General features: G+C 65.8%; 23 protein-coding genes. 11 read left to right on the forward strand and 12 right to left on the reverse strand.

What is annotated here, in order from left to right; genetic code table 11:
• Nucleotides 1-23 precede the first annotated feature (23 nt).
• Nucleotides 24-818, reverse strand: coding sequence for a class I SAM-dependent methyltransferase (locus tag MUG98_RS21590; RefSeq protein WP_265109482.1), 795 nt, complete (start codon nucleotides 816-818; stop codon nucleotides 24-26).
• A gap of 165 nt (nucleotides 819-983) precedes the next feature.
• On the opposite strand from MUG98_RS21590, the gene MUG98_RS21595 reads away from it, so the two are divergent.
• On the forward strand, nucleotides 984-1229 hold the full coding sequence (locus tag MUG98_RS21595; protein ID WP_265109483.1) for a ferredoxin: 246 nt from the start codon (nucleotides 984-986) through the stop codon (nucleotides 1227-1229).
• 183 nt (nucleotides 1230-1412) lie between these two features.
• Entirely contained in the window at nucleotides 1413-1574 is a 162-nt protein-coding gene (locus MUG98_RS21600; RefSeq protein ID WP_265109484.1) for a hypothetical protein, read from the forward strand.
• Between the two features lie 52 nt (nucleotides 1575-1626).
• On the opposite strand, the gene mdh is transcribed toward MUG98_RS21600, so the two are convergent.
• Entirely contained in the window at nucleotides 1627-2541 is a 915-nt protein-coding gene (gene mdh, locus MUG98_RS21605; RefSeq protein WP_265109485.1) for a malate dehydrogenase, read from the reverse strand.
• 168 nt (nucleotides 2542-2709) lie between these two features.
• Here mdh and MUG98_RS21610 point away from each other — a divergent pair, with 168 nt between their 5' ends.
• The 4 genes from MUG98_RS21610 to MUG98_RS21625 all read left to right on the forward strand — a co-directional run bounded on the left by MUG98_RS21610 (nucleotide 2710) and on the right by MUG98_RS21625 (nucleotide 5907).
• Nucleotides 2710-3924, forward strand: coding sequence for an MFS transporter (locus MUG98_RS21610; RefSeq protein ID WP_265109486.1), 1215 nt, complete (start codon nucleotides 2710-2712; stop codon nucleotides 3922-3924).
• A gap of 59 nt (nucleotides 3925-3983) precedes the next feature.
• Entirely contained in the window at nucleotides 3984-4436 is a 453-nt protein-coding gene (locus tag MUG98_RS21615) for a TIGR00725 family protein (RefSeq protein ID WP_265109487.1), read from the forward strand.
• A 108-nt stretch (nucleotides 4437-4544) separates the two neighbouring features.
• The gene (locus tag MUG98_RS21620; protein WP_265109488.1) at nucleotides 4545-4973 is read left to right on the forward strand and encodes a GNAT family N-acetyltransferase; all 429 of its coding nucleotides are present in this window, start codon (nucleotides 4545-4547) and stop codon (nucleotides 4971-4973) included.
• Between the two features lie 181 nt (nucleotides 4974-5154).
• Nucleotides 5155-5907: an Sjogren's syndrome/scleroderma autoantigen 1 family protein gene (locus tag MUG98_RS21625; RefSeq protein WP_265109489.1), complete on the forward strand. Its 753-nt coding sequence runs from the start codon at nucleotides 5155-5157 to the stop codon at nucleotides 5905-5907.
• A gap of 22 nt (nucleotides 5908-5929) precedes the next feature.
• On the opposite strand, the gene MUG98_RS21630 is transcribed toward MUG98_RS21625, so the two are convergent.
• From MUG98_RS21630 to MUG98_RS21640, 3 genes are all read right to left on the reverse strand, one after another.
• Nucleotides 5930-6346 (reverse strand): thiol-disulfide oxidoreductase DCC family protein, encoded by a 417-nt coding sequence (locus tag MUG98_RS21630; RefSeq protein ID WP_265109490.1) that lies wholly within the window; start codon nucleotides 6344-6346, stop codon nucleotides 5930-5932.
• A gap of 181 nt (nucleotides 6347-6527) precedes the next feature.
• Nucleotides 6528-8969: a DEAD/DEAH box helicase gene (locus MUG98_RS21635; RefSeq protein ID WP_265109491.1), complete on the reverse strand. Its 2442-nt coding sequence runs from the start codon at nucleotides 8967-8969 to the stop codon at nucleotides 6528-6530.
• A 189-nt stretch (nucleotides 8970-9158) separates the two neighbouring features.
• Nucleotides 9159-9632 carry a nucleotidyltransferase domain-containing protein gene (locus MUG98_RS21640; protein WP_265109492.1) on the reverse strand — a complete coding sequence of 158 codons (474 nt, stop codon included), beginning with the start codon at nucleotides 9630-9632 and terminating at the stop codon, nucleotides 9159-9161.
• A 91-nt stretch (nucleotides 9633-9723) separates the two neighbouring features.
• Here MUG98_RS21640 and MUG98_RS21645 point away from each other — a divergent pair, with 91 nt between their 5' ends.
• Genes MUG98_RS21645 through MUG98_RS21655 form a run of 3 tightly spaced genes read left to right on the forward strand, consistent with a single transcriptional unit; the run spans nucleotide 9724 to nucleotide 10871 of the window.
• On the forward strand, nucleotides 9724-9936 hold the full coding sequence (locus MUG98_RS21645; RefSeq protein WP_265109493.1) for an antitoxin VapB family protein: 213 nt from the start codon (nucleotides 9724-9726) through the stop codon (nucleotides 9934-9936).
• On the forward strand, nucleotides 9933-10328 hold the full coding sequence (locus MUG98_RS21650) for a PIN domain-containing protein (protein ID WP_265109494.1): 396 nt from the start codon (nucleotides 9933-9935) through the stop codon (nucleotides 10326-10328). The genes MUG98_RS21645 and MUG98_RS21650 overlap by 4 nt, the downstream gene beginning before the upstream one ends.
• A 42-nt stretch (nucleotides 10329-10370) precedes the next feature.
• Nucleotides 10371-10871: a TspO/MBR family protein gene (locus MUG98_RS21655; protein ID WP_265109495.1), complete on the forward strand. Its 501-nt coding sequence runs from the start codon at nucleotides 10371-10373 to the stop codon at nucleotides 10869-10871.
• Nucleotides 10872-10914: 43 nt separating this feature from the next.
• Here MUG98_RS21655 and MUG98_RS21660 read toward each other — a convergent pair whose 3' ends face one another.
• The 3 genes from MUG98_RS21660 to MUG98_RS21670 all read right to left on the reverse strand — a co-directional run bounded on the left by MUG98_RS21660 (nucleotide 10915) and on the right by MUG98_RS21670 (nucleotide 14200).
• Complete coding sequence (locus MUG98_RS21660; protein ID WP_265109496.1) at nucleotides 10915-11499, reverse strand: diacylglycerol/polyprenol kinase family protein; 585 nt, start codon at nucleotides 11497-11499, stop codon at nucleotides 10915-10917.
• A 78-nt stretch (nucleotides 11500-11577) separates the two neighbouring features.
• Nucleotides 11578-13356: a glycine--tRNA ligase gene (gene glyS, locus MUG98_RS21665; RefSeq protein WP_265109497.1), complete on the reverse strand. Its 1779-nt coding sequence runs from the start codon at nucleotides 13354-13356 to the stop codon at nucleotides 11578-11580.
• Complete coding sequence (locus tag MUG98_RS21670; RefSeq protein WP_265109498.1) at nucleotides 13349-14200, reverse strand: CBS domain-containing protein; 852 nt, start codon at nucleotides 14198-14200, stop codon at nucleotides 13349-13351. The genes glyS and MUG98_RS21670 overlap by 8 nt, the downstream gene beginning before the upstream one ends.
• 135 nt (nucleotides 14201-14335) lie before the next feature.
• Here MUG98_RS21670 and MUG98_RS21675 point away from each other — a divergent pair, with 135 nt between their 5' ends.
• Entirely contained in the window at nucleotides 14336-14497 is a 162-nt protein-coding gene (locus MUG98_RS21675; protein ID WP_265109499.1) for a DUF7556 family protein, read from the forward strand.
• Between the two features lie 105 nt (nucleotides 14498-14602).
• On the forward strand, nucleotides 14603-15127 hold the full coding sequence (locus tag MUG98_RS21680; protein ID WP_265109500.1) for a DUF7974 family protein: 525 nt from the start codon (nucleotides 14603-14605) through the stop codon (nucleotides 15125-15127).
• A gap of 137 nt (nucleotides 15128-15264) precedes the next feature.
• Here MUG98_RS21680 and MUG98_RS21685 read toward each other — a convergent pair whose 3' ends face one another.
• The 4 genes from MUG98_RS21685 to MUG98_RS21700 form a co-directional block, all read right to left on the reverse strand.
• Nucleotides 15265-15420 carry a hypothetical protein gene (locus tag MUG98_RS21685; RefSeq protein WP_265109501.1) on the reverse strand — a complete coding sequence of 52 codons (156 nt, stop codon included), beginning with the start codon at nucleotides 15418-15420 and terminating at the stop codon, nucleotides 15265-15267.
• 216 nt (nucleotides 15421-15636) lie between these two features.
• Nucleotides 15637-16968, reverse strand: a complete 1332-nt coding sequence (locus MUG98_RS21690; protein ID WP_265112502.1) for an ABC transporter ATP-binding protein — start codon at nucleotides 16966-16968, stop codon at nucleotides 15637-15639.
• Between the two features lie 28 nt (nucleotides 16969-16996).
• Complete coding sequence (locus MUG98_RS21695) at nucleotides 16997-18280, reverse strand: ABC transporter ATP-binding protein (RefSeq protein ID WP_265109502.1); 1284 nt, start codon at nucleotides 18278-18280, stop codon at nucleotides 16997-16999.
• A 2-nt stretch (nucleotides 18281-18282) separates the two neighbouring features.
• Nucleotides 18283-19260, reverse strand: a complete 978-nt coding sequence (locus tag MUG98_RS21700) for an ABC transporter permease (protein ID WP_265109503.1) — start codon at nucleotides 19258-19260, stop codon at nucleotides 18283-18285.
• Nucleotides 19261-19271 lie beyond the last annotated feature (11 nt).

The following is a 19271-nucleotide window of genomic DNA, read 5'->3' on the forward strand; positions in this document are numbered from 1 at the left end:
TAAAAGGGTACCTCCGGTCTCGGCTACCCGTTCGGTCCGGATCCGCGTTTGTCGAGCACCGCCCTGTAGTACGCGCCGTCGTCGTCCCGGTGTACCGATCGCAGCCCCCACGGCGTTCCGATCGTCGCCTCGCGGAGTCGGTCGGGCGAACACAGGAGGAACTGTAGCGTCGAACCGACTTCCCGGACTCGATCGCCGTCCGCCGTCTCCCGTTCGAACTCGAAGTGAAAACACCGGCGAGCGACTCCCTCGCGGGGATCCGGCCGGTAGCCGAAGAACTCCCGATCGAGCCGAGTCGGAGCGTAGTTGTCGACGACGGCCAGCGCCGATCCGTCGGTGACGCGGGCGAACTCGGCGAGCAGGTCGCTGATCCCGGCCAGCGACCCGCCGAGACCGAGTTGTGTCCCCACGCAGTGGACGGCCCCGAAGCGGTTCCGATCGAACTCGAGGTCGAACATGTCCATCTCCCGGAGGTCCTCGACGCCGCGCTCGCCCGCGGCCGCGACGGCACCCGGACTCGCGTCGATCGCCGTCACGTCGACGCCGCGTTCCTGCCACCACAGCGCGTGCTGGCCGGCGCCACAGCCCACGTCGAGGATCGGCTCGTGGTCGGCCAGTCGCTCCAGCAGGGCGATCGTCTCGTCGTCCCACTCCGCGGGAGGACGGAAGTAGAACTCGCGGACGCGGCCGTCCTGCGTGTCGGCACCGTCGCGGTAGCGCAGCGTGCCGGACGCGCCGCGCTGGAACGCCAGCACGGCTCGACCGAGGGGATCGGCGGTCTCGTGCGATTCGACCGGTCGCGGGCGATCGGCTGCCATACTCCGTTCGATGCGGCGACCGATAATAAAATCACGATGACATATGGTTCCGTGTAACATATGGCACAGCTGGTGAGAAGTACGGCTCGACGGCGAGCACAGCCGGAAAGTTCGGACTCGCGCGGTCCCGTCACTGCTTTACCATCGTCAGCCGAACGTTCATGCATGAAAGTGGAATTCGACGAGGACACCTGCATCGGGATGTTCCAGTGCGTCGCGGAGTGGGACGCCTTCGAGAAGGACAAGTCGAAAGGAAAGGCGGTCCTCCAGGACAGCGAGGAAGTCGAGGACGGCATCTTCGTCCGCGAGGTCCCCGATGACGCCGAACTCGACGCGAAGTTCGCCGCCCGCTCGTGTCCCGTCGACGCGATCACGATCTACGACGACGACGGCGAGCAGTTGATTCCCTGACGGCGGTCCAACTCTCTCGACCCTCAGTGACGCAATGTTACAGATCCCGACGACGATTTGTCCCGGGCGCTGACCCGCGAACGGGAGCGATGGCCGAACGCTCGGGCCCGACGGCGATCGACCCGAGTACGTCTCCGTCCCGTTTGGCGGCGGGTCACGACGCCGTCGCGGATGCGTTTTGCGGTGACCGAACTCGAACTCGCGACGATCGCCCGACGGGCCGAATTCGATCGTATCACCGGATCGATCGAACCGTCCGTGGAAATCACGCTTCATCCCGGAGCGGTCGACGTTCGCGTTCGGGAACGGTCAGGATCGAAATTGACCGCCGACCTGCGGGTGTGAAACCGTTCCCGCGACGGCTGACTGCGAAAAATCGGGTGACGGTGGGCAGCGACTACGAAATCTTGTCGTACTGTTCCGAGAGCTTCTCGGCGGCCTCGCCGAGTTGGTTGCGCTCGAACTCGGTGAGGTCCCACTCGACGATCTCCTCGACGCCGTTCGAGCCAAGCTTGACGGGGACGCCGAAGGCGGTGTCCTCGTGGCCGTACTCGCCTTCGAGTTTGACGCTGCCGGGGAGGACTTCGCCGGTGTCGCGCAGGATGGCCTCGACCATGTGACCGACACCGGTCGCCGGGCCCCACTCGGTCGCGCCCTTCTTCTCGATGACGTTCATCGCCGAGGTCTGGAGTTCCTCGAGGAGTTCCTCCTTCTCGTCCTCGTCGAACGCGAGGTCCTGCCCGTTGACGCGGACCTTCGAGAACACGGGGACCTGTGCGTCACCGTGTTCGCCGAGGATGGTCGCGTCGACGTTCTGGACCGGCGCGTCGAAGCGCTGGGAGATGACGTAGCGGAACCGGGCGGAGTCGAGCCGGCCGCCGAATCCGATTACTTTCTCGCGGGCCCGATCGCCCGTCTCGTAGAGGTGGCGGTTCAACAGGTCGACCGGGTTCGACGTGGTGACGGTGATGAAGTCGTCGTTGTGCTCGGCGATCGAGGAGCCGATGTCCTCCATGATCGGTGCGTTGTCGCCCGCGAGGTCGATCCGGGTCTGGCCCGGCTGGCGCGGGATGCCGGCCGTGATGACGACGACGTCCGAGCCGGCGGTGTCCTCGTAGCCGCCCTGCCGGATCGTCGTGTTCGAGTCGTACGCTGCCCCGTGGTTGGCGTCGGCAGCCTGCCCGATCGTGTCGTCTTCCTTGTCCGGAATGTCCACGAAGACGAGTTCGTCTGCAACGTCCCGAAGCGCGATGTTGTAGCCTGCGGCGGCCCCGACCGTGCCGGCCGCGCCGACCACGCTAACTTTCGTCATACCACGTAAAAATGGACCCGCCCCTGCGTTAAATCCGTCGGATTCACCACGCACGCCTGAAAATGACGATGCCTAATACGTCGATCGTCGAACAACCCGTTCGCGATCGGTCGGGAGACCCCGTGCGGTTCCAGAACGCCTTTCTTGCCGGTTCGACTGGCGGTTCGTATGCACCGGAACGATCGCACGATCGCCCGCTTCACCATGATCGGGCACGCGACGTTCCACTGTTACGAACTCACGATCCCGCTCTTCGTGGTGGTCTGGCTGGACGCCTTCGACGTCTCGCCGGCCGTCCTGGGAACGGTAGTCGCCGCGGGGTACGCGCTCGTCGGGATCGGTGCCCTCCCGAGCGGCGCGCTCGCGGACGCGTACGGATCGAAACGGCTCGTCGTCCTCTCGATGGTCGGGATGGGCGGCGGGTTCGTGCTCGTCGGTCTCGCCCCGTCCGTCCCGGTGCTGGGACTGGCGCTGGTGATCTGGGGGGCTGCGGCGAGTCTGTACCATCCCGCCGGGCTGTCGCTCATCACCCGCGGCTCGGAGCGACAGGGAACCGTGCTCGCGTACCACGGCGTCGCGGGCAACGTCGGGACGGCGATCGGGCCCCTGGTCGCGGCGCTCCTGCTCACGGTCTTCGACTGGCGACTCGTCGCCGGCCTGTTCGTCTTCCCGGCCGTCGTCGGTATCCTCGCCGCCTATCGACTCGAGTTCGACGAGCGGGCGGCCGTCGACCCCGGAACCGAACCGGTACCGACGGCCGCCGGCGATCGGCTCTCCGCGGTCGTCGCACGAACCCGACTGCTGTTCGCCGGCGGATTCGTCGTCGTGTTCGGCATCGCGATCCTCGCGGGCACGTACTATCGCGGCCTGTTCACGTTCCTCCCGGACGTCCTCGCCGGTCTCCCCGTCTTCGAGCCGGTCGACGTCGCGGGCGAGACGTTCGACCCGAGCCAGTACGTCTACGCGGGACTGTTACTGGTCGGCGCTGCCGGCCAGTTCGTCGGCGGGAAGTTGAGCGACAGCCGATCGCCGGAGCGCGCCATCGTCGGCGCGTTCGCCGCGCTGCTGGCCGTCACGGCGCTGTTCCCGCTCGTCACGACGGACGGGCTGTTCGCGACGGCAGCCGTCTGCGCGGCGCTCGGCTTTTTCGTCTTCATGGAGGCACCGATCCACCAGGCGCTCATCGGCGAGTACGTTCCGGCGGAGGTACAGGGGCTCTCCTTCGGCTACACCTACCTCGGCGTCTTCGGGATCGGGGCCGCGGGGGCCTCGATCGCCGGGGTCGCGCTCACTTACGGCGGGACCGTCCTGCTGTTCGCCGCGCTCGCGACGTTCCCGACGATCGGGCTCGTCCTCGCGGGCGTCCTCCTCGCACGATCGTAGCTAGGGGTACACGGCTCGCGATCGAACGCGTCTTTGCGCTCGCCGCTCCGTTCCCGAGTATGCGCGTCAGTGTTATCGGCGGCGGCACGATCACGGACGAGGAGACCGACGTCGCGGTCGCGGTCGGCCGCGAACTCGGTACACGCGGTCACACGGTCGTCTGCGGCGGTCGCGGCGGAACGATGGAAGCGGTCTGTCGCGGTGCCACGGCGGCGGGTGGAACGACGATCGGAATTCTCCCCGGCGAGCACCGGGACGAGGCCAACGAGTACGTCGACACGGTGATCGCCACCGGCCTCGGACACGCTCGCAACGCACTCGTCCCGCTGAACGGCGACGCGGTCGTCGCGCTTTCCGGGGGCTACGGGACGCTCACGGAGATCGGCTTCGCCGGCATCTACGATCGACCGGTCGTCAGCCTCGGAACCCACGACGTTCCCGGCGTCGAGACGGTCGAGACGCCCGCAGCAGCCGTCGACGCCGTCGAGGCTGCGATCGATCGGCGGAACTGAGGACGGCGGGACGGTCGGCAGCGGAACTGACGCTGCGACGACCGGCAGGCAGGACCGCGACGAACCTCGAACCGTCACTACCTTGTCCCGTCGCACGCCCCGTCCGATATGAGCGATCGCGACCCAGAGGATCCCTACACGATCCGCGAGGAGCTCCCCGATCCCGAGACCTTCGCCGCGTTGCGCGAGGCTGCCGGGATGACGTCCCGATCGATCGAGGGGCTCGAACGGGGCCTCCCGAACTCGCTCTACGGCGTGATCGCGGTCCACGATCCGACCGACGAGGTCGTCGGCATGGGCCGGATCGTCGGCGACGACGGTACCGTCTACCAGATTTCCGATATGGCGGTCCACCCGAAGCACCAGCGACAGGGCCTCGGTACCCGAATCATGGAGCACCTCGCGGCGTACGTCGAGGAGACGGCTCCGCCGGGCGCGTACGTCAACCTCATGGCCGACGTCGACGGCTTCTACGAGCAGTTCGGCTTCGAGGAGACCCGACCCGCATCGAAGGGGATGTATCGCCGGATGGAGTAAGACGGTCACTGTCGGCTGTATAAGCAGCGCTGGCTCCGATCGGCGGGCGAACCGACCCGCGATCGAGGACGCGACGACCCGTAATCGAGAACTCCGACCCCCGATCGGGACCCCCGACCCGTGACCGGTCGCGATTGCACACTTCGCAGCTTTTTCGACACTCCAGCGTCTCTAGACACACATGAGCGACTTCGACAAGGAAGCCGAGCGCGAGAAACTTCGCGAGAAGTACGAGCGCGACAAGGCCGAACGGGAGGCTACCCAGCGGATGAGCGACCTCCTGCTCAAGGGGGCCACGATGACGAACACCCACTGCGGCACCTGTGGCGATCCACTCTTCCAGCAGGACGGCACGACGTTCTGCCCGAGCTGTCACGGCAACCCCGACGCCGTCGAGGGGACGGGTCTCGAGGCCCAGCCGGCCGAGGCGTCCGGCGAGGACGACGCCGCCGGGACCGATCGGGAGAACGCTGCAGCGACCGATCGTGACGCCGTCAGCGACGATTCGACTGCCGACGCCGCTGCCGACGATCGGTCCGAACCGCCGGCCCAGGCGGGCACGTCACCGGCCGAGGAAGCGACGCGGCAGTTCGATTCGAACGCGGAGGCCGCTGGCGAGTCGAGCGACGGCGAGGGGTCGGAGGTCCGATCGTCGGCGGATCCGGATCGCGACGCCCGGACGACTTCGTCGCGGCGTGACTCGACTCGACGGGACGGAACGGATCGATCGGAGCGCGGTGGGACCGCACCGTCGCGGCGATCGGCACCGACGCGCGAGTCGCCGACCGGCGACCTCGACGCCGCACACGCCTCGCTCGTCGCTGCCCTCGAGAAGTTCGCGGCCGAGGCGGCCGAGACGGACGACCCCCGCTACGCGACGGAGTGCCTCGAGGCCGCTCGCGAAGCGAGCGAGACGCTCGACGTCCTTCGATGACGGCGACTCGCCGCTGTTCCGACTAGTCGAGGAACCGATCCTGCACGTCCTCGCTCGGCATCATACACCGGTCTTTCTTGCCGAACAGGCGATACCGGTTGGCGGCGACGACGTCGTACCCCCAGTCCAGGACTCGACGCGGGAGGTACGCGAACGGGCGGGCGAGCGCGTAGATCCCGCCGAGAATGCTGGCGATCCGGATCACCGCCGCGGCCTTCACGTACGCGTCGTCGCCCTCGATCAGGACGATCGAGTCGAGGCCGTGTCCGTCGAGTCCGTGGTCGGCGAGTAACGCCTCGCCGACGTCGGATTGCAGCGACGCGAAGTGAAAGCGCCCCTCCGGATCGCGCGGAATGAGAAACTGCACGAATCCGGTACAGAGGTTACAGACGCCGTCGAAGAGGACGATCGGGTCCTCGTCGGGAATGTCCTCGCCCATCGGATAGATCGTGGTAAGTGGTGACGGCAGTTCACGGTTCCGGTTACGGTGCCCGGTCTCTCCGGGGGATTCCGGTCTGGCATAATCGTGTCCGGACCCGAGTGGAAATACGACGCGACGGCCGCTCGCGGCGGCCCTGAGACTCGTATCGATCGGTTCGACCGCAGGGATCGGGTCCTCCTCACCCCGTATACTCGCTGCCGACCACTTCGCGAATCCGCTCGGCCGTCACCTTGCCGACCCCCTCCGCCTCCCGTAATTCGTCCTCGCTCGCGATCATGATTTCTTCGACGGTGCCGAACTCGGAGAGTAGCGATCGCGCCGTGACGGGGCCGATTTCGGCGATCGAGGAGACGACGTACTCCTGTTGCTCCGCGAGGGTCTTCGACTGCTTCTCGCCGTGGACGGACACTTCGCGATCGGCGGTCTCCTGCTCGCGGCCGGCGATCACCGCCAGCAGTTCCATCGTCTCCGTCTCGTCTTCGGTCCGGAGGACGCTCGCGCCGAAGTCGACCGCGAGACTCGAGAGTGCCCCGCGAACCGCGTTCGGGTGGACGTCCCGCTGTTCGTACAGGCCCTCGCCCTCGACGATCACGATCGGCCGCGAGTAGTGGCGGGCCATCGCGCCGACCTGCTCGAAAACCGATCGATCGGCACCGACCAGCGAGTCCACGAAGTCGGCCACGGACTTGCGCTCGACGACCACGCGGTCCGAGGCGACGTAGTCGCCGACGTCGAGCGTCTCGAGGCGGACCTCGATCTCCTCCCGTCGCGAGAGGTCGCGGGCGATGTTGGCGTCCATCTCCCGCTGGTCGGCGACGATCTCGATCGCGTCGCCCTCGGCGTGCGGGTCGGGCGTGTCGACGTCCTCGTCCGCGGATTCGACCTCCGCATCGGTACCCGATTCCGAGTTAGTATCCCCGAATTCTTGCAGGCCGGGTCGGCCTGAAACCCCTCCGCTTCCGGTGGAACTCCCGCTCCCGTCCCTCGATTCGCCGCTCTCGTCGTCCACTTTCGCTCCGGTGTCGAACGCCGCGAGCGACTGCTGGGCCGCGTCGAGTTCGTCCTCGATCTCGTCGGCCATCCCCTTCAACTCGCGCAGTTCCCGTTCCATCTCCTTCTCGCGGCGGCGGGAGATCCAGAAGTAGGCCTCGTCGCGGGTGTCTTCCGCCATGAGGACGACGACCCGCCCCTCGGACTGGCGGCCCGTTCGACCCTTCCGCTGGATGGAGCGGATCGCGGTCGGGACGGGTTCGTAGAAGAGGACGAGATCGACCTCCGGTACGTCGAGTCCCTCCTCCGCGACCGAGGTGGAGACGAGCACCTCGAACTCGCCCGCCCGGAACTCGTCTAACACCTCCTTTTGCTGGTTCTGGGTCATCCCGTCCGATCCCTCGCGATCGCCCTGCCCGACGAACCGATTCGCGTCGAAACTCTCCGAGAGGAAGTCGGTCAGCGCCTCCGCCGTGTCGCGCGATTCCGTGAAGACGATCACGCGCTCGCCGTCGTCGAGTCCCAGCGTCTCGGCGAGCAGCATCCGGGTTTTCCGGTACTTCGGGTGCAACTCGTCGAAGCTCTCGGCCTTGCGCACGGCCTCCCGAACGCGTGGGTCCGAGACCATCCGCTGGCTCGCCTTCGACGCGCCCGACGATCGTGCCTGGTTGCGCTGGCGATCGAAGTACCGGCGCAGCGCCTCGACGCTCTGGGTCTCGACGAGCGTGACGGCCTGCCGGAGTTTCATCACCTCCGCGTGGACGGACATTCCCTCGAACCCCTCCGACTGGTCGTTGTTGATCAGTTGCTGGAGTTCGGCCCGCATCCGATTGAGGTCCTTCTGGGACTGGTCCGGCTGGGTCGAGTCCGCGACGCCCAGTTCCTTGAGTTTCTCGAGGCGGTCTTTGATGACCTCGTTCAGCGCGTCCCGGATCTCGAGCACCTCGTCGGGGAGGTCGATCCGCTCCCACTCGACGTCGGTGTCGTGGGTGAACTCGTCGACGTCGGCGTCGTCCTCGGTCATCACCTCGATCTCCTGGATGCCGAGGTTCTCGCAGACGTCGAGGATCGCCTCCTCGTCGCCGCCGGGAGAGGCGCTCATCCCCGTGACGAGGGGGTCGCTGGCGTCCGCGTGGTACCGCTCGGCGATGTAGTTGTAGGCGTAGTCGCCGGTCGCGCGGTGGCACTCGTCGAACGTGCAGTGGGTCACGTCGGAAAGCGAAATTCGGCCGCCGACGAGGTCGTTCTCGATCACCTGCGGCGTGGCCATCACGACCGTCGACTTCTCCCAGAGTGCAGCCCGATCCTCCGGGCTGACGTCGCCCGTGAAAACGACGATTTCGTCGTCCGGGATCTGCAGCGCCTCCCGGTAGAACTCCGCGTGCTGCTGGACGAGGGGTTTCGTCGGCGCGAGCATCAGTGATTTCCCCCCGACTTCGTCGAGGCGCCGTGCGGTCACGAGCAGGCTCACGGTCGTCTTCCCCAGTCCGGTGGGGAGACAGACGAGCGTGTGGTGGTTCGCGGCCGTTCCGGCGAGTTGTAACTGGTAGAGTCGTCGTTCGAGGAAGTTCGGCTTGAGGAGAGGATGCTCGATCGTGGGCTGGCTCCCGTCCTCGTCCGTCGCTGCCATTGGCGGTCGTTCATCGCCGCCGCGAATAAGGGTTCCCGTACCGCGGTGAAAGTGATACTGCGGATACCGATACGGTGGGAATCCAGATCACAGCGGCCCCGATGAGCCGATTATTCCCGTTCTCGGTGACGTCTGTTTGCTCCCTCGTTCGGGTCCGTCCGTTGCTGGTGGATCGCCGACCGTCCGCGATCACGGATCGCTGTACTCCGATAGCAGTGTCGCCCGTTCTGTCCGTCCCAACCGCTCGTACGCCCGTCCTTCGTAGTCGAGCGAGAGAACGGGAATACGGCCGTTTCCTATCTCAACGAACGTTCGATGCTCCGCCACGTCGACCGGCGGTTCCCACGTGCCGTCGTCCCGGCGCTTCTGTACCGCGCCCATGATCTCGACCCGAACGCCGTCGAGTTCGACGGCCCCGAAGTGCGAGCGGATCGTCTCCGATTCGGCGACCGAAACCGGGTCGACGACCTGCTCAGCGAACGCCGCTTCGATCGCGTACGCGCCTTCTTCGGTCGTCTGCACGTCGATATCGTTCGGCGTCAGGGGAACGCCCTGGAGGGCGAAACTGGTGCTTCCCGTAAGCGCCCACGTCACGGACCGATCGTCGAGCGTCGTCGAGAGCGTTTCGAGCGCGTCGAGGTACCGGTCGTCGAGTTCGGGCATCGCGTCTCGGTGATACTCGAACTGCCGCCGTAAGTGTTAGTTCGACAGCGCGGGGAAACGAACTTGTATACTGGCCCGTATACAAACGCGTATGAGCAAGAGCATCCGCGTCGACGAGGATACTCACGCGGCACTCGCGGCGCTGAAAGGCGACGACGAGACGTTCGACGATCTGCTCTCGCGTCTGGTCAGAGAGCGGCGAGAGTCGATCAGAGAGGGTGCAGGGCTCTGGGAGGGAACCGACGCGGCCGAGAAGGCGCGATCGATGCGGACGGAGATGAAAAAGGGAGTCGGGGAACAGTGACAGTCTACGATAGTAGCGTTCTCATCGACTATCTCGACGGCGTCGACGACGCGATCGCGTACGTCGACGACCACCTCGACGAACGGGCAGTCGCACCGCCGCTGGTACTGTTCGAGATCTACCAGGGAGAAGTGTTCAAGAGCGGACCGACGAATTTCGCCGCCGTCGAGGGCGCGCTCGAGTGGGTGACCGTCGTCGACGAGACGGCGGACGTCGCACGTGCTGCAGGCGAACTGCAGGACGAACTGCACCGACGCGGGCAACCGCTCGCCGCTCGTGATGCGTTCATCGCGGGCACCGCACGCGCAGTCGGTGATCGACTCGTCGTCTCCGATTCGGATTTCGACGTTGCGGGACTTGCTGACGTCGCCGACGTCGATTTTCTCGACTGATACCGTCCCCACTGTCAAGACGCTTCACCGCCTATTGGAGGTATGGAATCCCCCACGCTCGGCCACCGTCTTCCGGACGGAAAGTCGATCGGCACCGCGATCGGGTTCGTCCTCCTGATCAACGTCGTCGGCGCGCTGCCGGCGACGGTCTCCTCGCCCGACACGCCCTGGTTCCGCGCGCTCGAGAAGCCGTCGTTTTACCCACCCGGAATCGCCTTTCCGATCGTGTGGACGCTCCTCTTCACTTTGCTGGGCGTCGCGCTGTGGCTCGTCTGGCGCAGCGACGCCGACGGCCGCGGACTCGCGCTCGGCCTGTTCGTCGCCCAGATGCTGTTCAACGTGGCCTGGACGCCCGCCTTTTTCGGACTCGAGAGACCGCTGCTCGGCCTCGCCGTCATCGTCGTCCTCTGGGTACTCGTGCTCGGAACGATCGCCGCCTTCCGTCGGGTCGATCGTCGTGCAGCGGCGCTCCTCGTACCCTATCTCGCCTGGATCACCTTCGCGGCGGTCCTCAATTTCGAACTCTGGCGGCTGAACGCCTGATGAACCGGTTCCTCTCAACCATGGTTCAGTCGTCCCCGGCGGCTCAGATCGGGACGAATTCGATCGCGAACCACGCGAGCACGGCGGCGTAGATCGGGATCGTCAGGTTGTCGTCGACGATGTAGGTGCGGATCTCGAGGGTCACGCCGTCGGCGAGCGTCGCGCCGAGGGCAGCGATCAGGGCCGCCACGAGCGGCAGGAACGGGATCGCGATAACCGTCGAGACGAGGAACATCGTGATGAGGACCTTCGGCGGCTTGATCCGCTGCAGGCTGTTGTCCGAGACGGCCCCGCTGATCGGATCGCCAAGCGAGAGCATCAACATCGCGGGGAGGGCGATGTCCTGCTGGAAGAGCACCACCACGACGGCCATGCTGATCATGTACAGCGCGTATCCGGCCGGATTGTTCTGTTCGTACTCGCGGGTGAGGACCTCGTAGAGCCGCCAGTCGAGTCCGATCCGGAGTCGGATGAACTCGAGGACGAGCGCACCGGTCGCGAGGAGGACCATGAGGATCCTGAATCGGGCCCACGTCAGCCCGAGCCCGAGATAGTTGGCGAGTAGATAGAGGGCGACCAGTCCAGAGCCGCTGGCGTGGACGAGTCGCCGCTTCAGTTCGTCGGCCATCATCTCACCTCTCGGAGGTGCGAACCTTCAGTTCGTCGGTTGTCTTCGAACGGGGCCGACCGCACCTCCGCTCGATCGTCACTCCTCGAGATCGTCGAATTCGACGTCTCCGCCGCGCAGTGCCGCCAGCGTCTCGGGGAGGTCCGCGATCGGCAGGCGCTTCTGGTCGGTCGAGTCGCGCTCGCGGACGGTGACGGCACGGTCGTCGAGACTCTCGTAGTCGACGGTCACGCAGAACGGCGTGCCGACCTCGTCCTGGCGGCGGTAGCGCCGACCGATGTTGCCCGAGTCGTCGTACGTAACCGCCAGCCCGGCTTCGCGAAGTTCCGACGCGATTTCCTGCGCCTCGGCTTCGAGTTCCGCCTCGCTCTGGAGCGGGAAGACGCCGACGAACGTCGGCGCGACCTCGGGATCGAGCGCGAGGTACGTCCGCTCCTCGCCGTCGACCTCGTCCTCGCGGTAGGCGTGGTGGAGGACGGTGTAGACGAGTCGATCGACGCCGAAGGAGGGTTCGACGACGTGGGGGACGATGTGCTCGCCGGCTTCCGTCTGCTCTTCGACGCTAAAGCCGGTCTTCTCGACGGGGAGTTCGTGGGTTTCGCCCTCGAGAGTGATCTCGACCGCGTCGCCGCCGAACGCGGATCGATCGCGGGCCGCGAGATCCTCGAGTTCCTGCACCACCGCTTGCGCGTCGCCGCCGAACTCGGGACCGAGGTAGCTCATGTCCGGGTCGACCGTCGCGCGCTCGACCGTCTTCGGCTCGTCGTACTGCTTGAAGATCGTGAACCGATCGCCGGAGTGCTCGGCGTGTTTCGAGAGGTCGTAGTCGCTCCGGTAGGCGAAGCCGGCCATCTCGATCCAGTTGCCGTCGATCTCGCTCTCGGCGTCCCAGCAGTCCGCGGCGTAGTGGGCCCGCTCGCCCGAGAGGTGCTGGCGGAACCGGAACCGGTCCATGTCGACGCCGACCGCGTCGTACCACGGCTTGGCGACGCCGAGGAAGTACGCGACCCACGGGCTGGCGATGATGCCCTCCTCGACGGCTTCGCCGATCGTCGTCTCGAGTTCCTCGCCGTCCTCGGCGTTCTGCTCGCTGGCGGGGTAGAGCGTCATCTCCACGTCTTCGACCGCCTCGAGGTCCGGTTCGTCCTCCTCGGGGTCGATGAAGTACTCGAGTTCGGCCTGCGTGAACTCCCGCGTGCGGATGATCGATCGTCGCGGACTGATCTCGTTGCGGTAGGCGCGGCCGATCTGGGTGACGCCGAACGGCAACTGGTTGCGGGCGTACTCCTTGAGTCGCGGGAACTCGACGAAGATGCCCTGGGCCGTCTCGGGGCGCAGGTAGCCGGGTTGGGAGTCGCCGGGGCCGATGTTGGTCTCGAACATCAGGTTGAAGGCCTCGACGGCCTGGCCCGCGAGACCCGCACCGCAGTCGGGGCAGACGAGTTCGTACTCGGCGATGACCTCCTCGACTTCCGGAATGGGGAGGCTCTCGGCGTCCTCGTACTCCGTGTTGTCCTCGACGACGTGGTCCGCGCGGTGGCTCTCGCCACACTCGGGACACTCGACGAGCATGTCGTCGAAGCCGTCGAGGTGGCCCGACGCCTCGAAGACGGGTTCGGGCATGATCGTCGGCGCGTCGATCTCCATGTTGCCCTCGGCGACCGCGAACCGATCGCGCCAGGCGTCTTCGACGTTCCCCTTCAGCGCGGCCCCCTGCGGGCCGAAGGTGTAGAAGCCGCCGACGCCGCCGTACGCGCCGGACGACTGGAAGAAGTAGCCGCGCCGCTTGGCCAGTTCGACCAGTTTCTCGCTCGTCACCTCGCTCGTATCCGCCGGTGTCTCTCGCTGTTCACTCATAGAGTGCCTCCAATAGATCGACGTCGCGGGCGATACCCACCAGTTGCTCGCCCGTGACCATCGGGATCTGTTCGATGTCGTTGTTGATCATCCGCTGTGCGGTCTCCCGGATCGACGCCCCACCCGAGACCGTCACCACGTCGTCGCTCATGAACTCGCTGACGGGACCGGTCGGGATCTCGATGTCCCGCGTCGGGAGGTACCGACTCCCGACGCCCTTGATCCCCTCCCACGACCACTCGGAGTCCTGATCGGGGAAGTTGTCGCCCGTCTCTTCTTCGCCCTCGACGATGCGCGCGACCTCGATGATGTCGACCTCCGTGAGGACGCCGCTCATCCGGCCGTCGTCGTCCAGCGCGACGGTGTAGGGGACGTTCGCGTAGTACAGTTCGCGTTCGGCGACCGGGAGCGGCGCACCCTCGAAGGTCGTGTTCACGTTCTCGCTGGCGTGGGACTCGACGTCGCCGTCGGTCTCCTGGTCGCCCGCTGCGATCGCGTGGATCACGTCCGTCACCGTGACGATCCCCTCGAACTCGCCGTCGACCACGGGGACGCGGCGAGCGCCGTCTTCGACCATCATCCGCGCGACGTCTTCGAGCGCGGTCCCGGCCGTGGTGGTCGGGACGTCGTCCATCAGCATCACCAGCTGGTCCTCGTCGGGCTGTTCGATCAGCGCGTCCCGCGAGATCAGCCCCCGGTACTCGGGCCCGTTGTCGGTCGATTTGATCACCGGAACGGACGAGAACGACTGTTCTTGCAGGTACTCGAGCACGTCCGATCGAGTGCCCGGCAGGTCCACGGTCACGACGTCCTCACGGGGCGTCATCGCGTCGGCTACGTTCATGTCCCCACGATAGGGCAAAAATGAGTATAAACCCAGTGCTTCACGGGCCGCCGAACTGGTCCGGGAGCCGACCCGTCTGCGATCTGGATAGTCCGATTCGACGAGTTTATATGTGGTTGGTAGTCACATACACACATGGTGCAGAACTCCCACACCGTGTCCGCTGACGACACGATCGTCGGCTCGATCGACTCGACGGAATCGAGCGACGAGTACGTCATCGCAGACATCTCTGCCGACGGCGCCTGGCTCTCGATGGAGGCAGATGCCGCGCCGACGCTGCCGGCGATGCGATGACGCTTCGGGGGGACGTGCGGGGAGCGGGGAGTCGTCTCGCGGCCTTTTTCGATCGCGACTGCCGGAGCACGGACCGTTTAGTATCCCAGCGGTGATCTTCCGATGATGGTCGGGCCTCACCCACGCAACCGCGAGGAGACGGAGACGAACGCGGACGACGAGTTCGGGTTCGAATCCGACGACTCCCGATACACCGTCGCGACGGTTCTCGATGCGCTCGTTCCCGCGACGCTCGCTCGCCGGGCGGTGGCGGTGTCCGTCGAGACGGACCGAGACCGCTACGAGCGGGACGACCCGGTCGAGATCACCGTCGACTTCAAAAATCGGCTGCCCGTTCCCGTCGAGATCCCGACGCCACGACAGCGTCCCTGGGGGTGGACGATCGACGGCGAACTCGAGGCGACCGACGAACGCCGGTACACACGCGCCCGGCCGTCGGCGTTTCGCTTCCGCGGCAGCGAGCGCAAACAGGTCTCGGTCACGTGGAACGGCCGCCTCGAGCGCGTCAGGACCGGTGCTCACAACGAATCGATCGTTCCCGACCCCGGCGAGTACGAGGTCCGGGTGTTCGTCGCGACCCACGAGAACCGGTATCAGCCGTCCGATTCGACGACGATCACGATCGAGTAGCTCCGGGAGCGACCGTTCGGGAGGCTACAGCGGGCGCTACGCCGAACTGCGGTATCGGTCCGAATCAGAAGTGAAATTCCCCGCTCGAGGCGGGGTCGAGGGAGCGACTCATTCGTGTTCGATCCACCTCGACGGGCTTACCCCGTCAGGAAGCCACCCGCTGGCACCTGCCGATCGGGGCGGCCGGTATCGCTCTTCTGGACGCCCGAGAACTCGGGCGAGTGCTCGATCGTTCGCTGTACTTTCGCGCCGATGCTCGTGTACGTCGCAAGGACTGCGAGTATCTTACTCATACACGAGTAAATAGTTCCCCTACGCTCTTAAGTATTTTTGCGACGGTTCTTCACGTTGTGTAATTGTTCCTCATTGGTTGGTCAATCGCTAGCACGCGCGTTCAAAACCCATATTGTTCCTGATGCGATGGGCTCGAGACCGACCGTCGAATCGGAACCGGCGCGGAGACGGTTCGGCCGGTCGATCGAACGACCTGCACCGCGGTCGCCGATCGCTCACCGGCCGTCGTCGCGGTGCAGGTGACACGCCGAGATGTGATCGCCGTCCCCGTGCTCCGACTCGATTTCGTACGCGGGACGCTCGCGCGCGCAGATACTCCGCTCGGCGAAGGACGTGAGCAGTCGCTCGGTCGCCGTCTCCCACGCGGTGTTCTCGGGGGGAGCGTCGCTCCCGTCGCGGTCCGCGGGGCCGTCGCGATCGGTCGCGAGCAGGTCGATCGCGTTCCGGACGACGTCTCCTGGCTCGCCCCGCGGGAGGTCGCCGCCGAAGAACTCGGCTTCTATCTCCGCGGCCGGCATCGGTTCGAACGTCCGGCGCTTGACCGCACGCATGAACGCCCGCGTCTGCGTCCACTCGTCGCCGGTCCAGTCGTACGCGTCGGGCGCGATCAACCGGGGACACCGCGTCCGGAACCGACACCCCGATGGCGGATCGATCGGACTCGGGACCTCCCCCTCGAGTACCCCGCGGGCATCGGTCTCTCGCGGATCGGGGACGGGGATCGAATCGAGTAGTGCCTTCGTGTAGGGGTGCTGGGGGTTCTCGAACAGCTCTTTCTTATCGGCGACTTCGACTACGTGCCCGAGGTACATCACCGCGACCCGATCGGAGATGTGCCGAATGACCGAGAGGTCGTGGGCGATGAAGAGGTACGTGAGCCCGAACTCCTCCTGCAGTTCCTCCATCGTGTTCAGCACCTGTGCCTGGATGGACACGTCGAGCGCGGAGACGGGTTCGTCGCAGACGACGAAGTCGGGGTCGACCGACAGCGCCCGCGCGAGGTTGATCCGCTGGCGCTGCCCCCCGGAGAACGCGTGGGGATACCGGTTGTAGTGGTGGGGATCGAGGCCGACCTTCTCGAGCAGTTCCTTTGCCCGCGCCTCCCGGCCCTCGTCGTCGAACATGTCGTGGGCCCGCATCGGCTCCTCGATGATCTGGCCGACCTTCATCCGCGGGTCGAGCGACGACTGCGGATCCTGGAAGATCATCTGGATCTCCGATCGCTTCTGCCGGAGTTGCTCGCCGCTCATCTCGGCCAGGTCCTCGCCCTTGAACCGGATCGTCCCGTCCGTCGGGTCGAGCAGCCGCAGGATCGTCCGTCCGAGGGTGCTCTTGCCGCAACCGGACTCGCCGACGAGCCCCAGCGTCTCGCCCATCTCGATCTCGAACGAGACGTCGTCGACGGCTTTCACGTGGTCGACGCCGAAGCTCACCGGCGGGAACCGATCGGGTTCGAAGTTGACCGACGCGAACAGCCCGGAGTCGGACTGGAAGTACTTCGTCAGCCCGTCGACCTCGAGCAGCGTCTCCCCCTGTTCGAGATCCATGTCGCCGAAGCCGATCGGGTCGTCTGGCTTACTCACGCCGATCACCTCCCTCGGGATCGGCGTCCGTCGCCGGTCGACTCGCCTCACCGCCTTCAGACCCCCGGTCTGACGAGGATCGGCTCGCGTCGCTCGCCTCACCGCCATCCGTCGACGCCTGACTGTCCCCTGCGGGCGGTTCTGCCGTCGTCTCTGACTCCGAGTCGGTGCCCGTCGCGACGGTGCCGATCCTGTCGGGCTCCACTTCGCTCTCCGCTAACGGGACGCTCTCGTCGTAGCCCACGTCGAAGACGTCGTGTTTCACGCAGGCCGCCCGGTGCGGGTAGCCGTCGGCCCGATCGACCTCGAGCGTCTCCGGGTGGACCTGCGTACAGATCTCCCGGGCGTCGGGACAGCGGGGGTGGAACCGACAGCCCGAGGGTGGGTTGATCGCCTCGGGCATCACGCCCTCGATCGGCTCGAGTTCGGCGGCCCGATCGGGGCGGGGCATCGAGTTCAGCAGGGCCTCGGTGTAGGGATGCTTGGTGTCGTAGAACAGGTCGTCCACCGGGGCCTGTTCGACGATCTCGCCGAGATACATCACGTTCACGCGATCGCAGATCTCGGCGACGACGCCGAGGTCGTGGGTAACCCAGATGAAGCTCGTCCCGTACTTCGCCTGGAGTTCGTCGACGAGGTCGATAATCTGGCCCTCGACGGTGACGTCGAGCGCCGTCGTCGGCTCGTCGGCGATGATGAGGCTGGGTTCGCAGGCCAACGCCATCGCGATGAGGACGCGCTGGCGCATCCCGCCCGAGAACTGGTGGGGGTACTCGTCGTAGCGCTGTTCGGGGTCGGGGATCCCCACCTCTCGGAGCATTTCGATCGCCTCCTCGCGTGCCTCGTCTTCCGGGAGCCCGCGATTGAGTTCGATGAACTCTCGGATCTGTCCCCCGACGGTGAAGACGGGGTTGAGCGACTCCATCGGATCCTGGAAGATCACCGCGATCTCGTTGCCCCGGATTCGGGTCCGTATCTCCTCTTTCGAGAGCATGTCGTCGCGTTCTCGAAGCTCGCCGTCCGGTCCCTCCTCGAGGCCGAAGATGGTTTCGCCCTTGTAGGTAATCTCGCCGGCGACGATCTCGCCGGGACTCTCGACGAGCCGCAGCAGGCTCATCGAGGCGACGCTCTTGCCGGCGCCGCTTTCGCCGACGAGGCCGACGATCTCGCCCTCGTAGACGTCGAACGAGATGCCGTCGACGGCGCGAACGGTGCCTGACTCTGTGAAGAACTGCGTCTTGAGATCGCGAACTTCGAGTAGTGGATCAGTGCTCATTGTCAGTTATCAATCCGTGGGTCGAGTGCGTCTTGCAGGCCGTCACCGAACAGGTTGAAGCCGATGACAGTGACTAGGATCGCGAGGCCGGGCCAGATACTGAACGTCGGCGCGTTGATCATGTGGTGGCGCGATCCGGCGAGCATCTGGCCCCACGACGGCGTCGGCGGCTGTGCGCCGAAGCCGAGGAAGGACAGTCCGGCGATGATCAAAATCGCGTAGCCGATCTGTAACGTCGACTGGACCAGCACCGGCGCGAAGCTGTTCGGGATGACGTGTCTGAGGATGATGTTTCGGTCCTTGACGCCCGCGGCTTTCGCGGCTTCGATGTACTCTTCTTCGCGGACGCTCACGACGCGCGACCGGATCAGGCGGTTGAACACGGGGATGGACGCGACCCCCACGCCGACGATCGCGAACCAGATATTGTTTCCGAGAACGGCCATGATCGCGATCACGAGCACGAGGAACGGGATCGCGTACATCGTCTCCGTGATCCGCTGGAGCACGTCGTCGACCCAGCCCCCGTAGTACCCGGAGACGGCGCCGATGATCGTCCCGCCGACGAACCCCACGGCGGTCGCAAAAAAGCCCGCGGTCATCGCGATCCGCGTGCCGTAGATGAGACGGGTCAGGATGTCCCGACCGCGTTCGTCGGTACCGAGCGGATACTGGAGTTCGCCGCCCATGCCGACCGGCGGGAGCAACCGTAACTCGTTGATATTGTTCGGGTCGCTCACCGGATCGTGGAGGAACGTCTTCGCGAACCCGTAGTCGAACACGACGGCATCGACGGTCGTGAAGACCGTCACGGCGGTCATGAAACCGATGATGTACAGGCCGATTCGAGCGGTCGTGTCCTGTTTGACCTGTTTGATCGTATACGAGAGCCCGACGTTCGCCTCGACCTCTTCACCCTCGTCCTGGATGGACTCCCCGTCCGAGGACGTGTCGTCGCGTTGGTGTTCCGTTACTGCCATCGTTTCTCACC

Source organism: Halosolutus halophilus, assembly GCF_022869805.1.
Classification (GTDB): domain Archaea; phylum Halobacteriota; class Halobacteria; order Halobacteriales; family Natrialbaceae; genus Halosolutus; species Halosolutus halophilus.

Bases quoted from the DNA above. Each gene is read 5' to 3' on its own strand.
- MUG98_RS21625 (WP_265109489.1), top strand. From the start codon at position 5,155: ATGAGCGACTTCGACAAGGAAGCCGAGCGCGAGAAACTTCGCGAGAAG.
- glyS (WP_265109497.1), bottom strand. From the start codon at position 13,356: ATGAGTGAACAGCGAGAGACACCGGCGGATACGAGCGAGGTGACGAGC.
- MUG98_RS21590 (WP_265109482.1), bottom strand. From the start codon at position 818: ATGGCAGCCGATCGCCCGCGACCGGTCGAATCGCACGAGACCGCCGAT.
- MUG98_RS21615 (WP_265109487.1), top strand. From the start codon at position 3,984: ATGCGCGTCAGTGTTATCGGCGGCGGCACGATCACGGACGAGGAGACC.
- MUG98_RS21690 (WP_265112502.1), bottom strand. From the start codon at position 16,968: ATGGATCTCGAACAGGGGGAGACGCTGCTCGAGGTCGACGGGCTGACG.
- MUG98_RS21640 (WP_265109492.1), bottom strand. From the start codon at position 9,632: ATGCCCGAACTCGACGACCGGTACCTCGACGCGCTCGAAACGCTCTCG.
- MUG98_RS21700 (WP_265109503.1), bottom strand. From the start codon at position 19,260: ATGGCAGTAACGGAACACCAACGCGACGACACGTCCTCGGACGGGGAG.
- MUG98_RS21595 (WP_265109483.1), top strand. From the start codon at position 984: ATGAAAGTGGAATTCGACGAGGACACCTGCATCGGGATGTTCCAGTGC.
- MUG98_RS21675 (WP_265109499.1), top strand. From the start codon at position 14,336: ATGGTGCAGAACTCCCACACCGTGTCCGCTGACGACACGATCGTCGGC.
- MUG98_RS21695 (WP_265109502.1), bottom strand. From the start codon at position 18,280: ATGAGCACTGATCCACTACTCGAAGTTCGCGATCTCAAGACGCAGTTC.
- MUG98_RS21630 (WP_265109490.1), bottom strand. From the start codon at position 6,346: ATGGGCGAGGACATTCCCGACGAGGACCCGATCGTCCTCTTCGACGGC.
- MUG98_RS21655 (WP_265109495.1), top strand. From the start codon at position 10,371: ATGGAATCCCCCACGCTCGGCCACCGTCTTCCGGACGGAAAGTCGATC.
- MUG98_RS21610 (WP_265109486.1), top strand. From the start codon at position 2,710: ATGCACCGGAACGATCGCACGATCGCCCGCTTCACCATGATCGGGCAC.
- MUG98_RS21620 (WP_265109488.1), top strand. From the start codon at position 4,545: ATGAGCGATCGCGACCCAGAGGATCCCTACACGATCCGCGAGGAGCTC.
- MUG98_RS21680 (WP_265109500.1), top strand. From the start codon at position 14,603: ATGGTCGGGCCTCACCCACGCAACCGCGAGGAGACGGAGACGAACGCG.
- MUG98_RS21660 (WP_265109496.1), bottom strand. From the start codon at position 11,499: ATGGCCGACGAACTGAAGCGGCGACTCGTCCACGCCAGCGGCTCTGGA.
- MUG98_RS21645 (WP_265109493.1), top strand. From the start codon at position 9,724: ATGAGCAAGAGCATCCGCGTCGACGAGGATACTCACGCGGCACTCGCG.
- MUG98_RS21685 (WP_265109501.1), bottom strand. From the start codon at position 15,420: ATGAGTAAGATACTCGCAGTCCTTGCGACGTACACGAGCATCGGCGCG.
- MUG98_RS21635 (WP_265109491.1), bottom strand. From the start codon at position 8,969: ATGGCAGCGACGGACGAGGACGGGAGCCAGCCCACGATCGAGCATCCT.
- MUG98_RS21670 (WP_265109498.1), bottom strand. From the start codon at position 14,200: ATGAACGTAGCCGACGCGATGACGCCCCGTGAGGACGTCGTGACCGTG.
- mdh (WP_265109485.1), bottom strand. From the start codon at position 2,541: ATGACGAAAGTTAGCGTGGTCGGCGCGGCCGGCACGGTCGGGGCCGCC.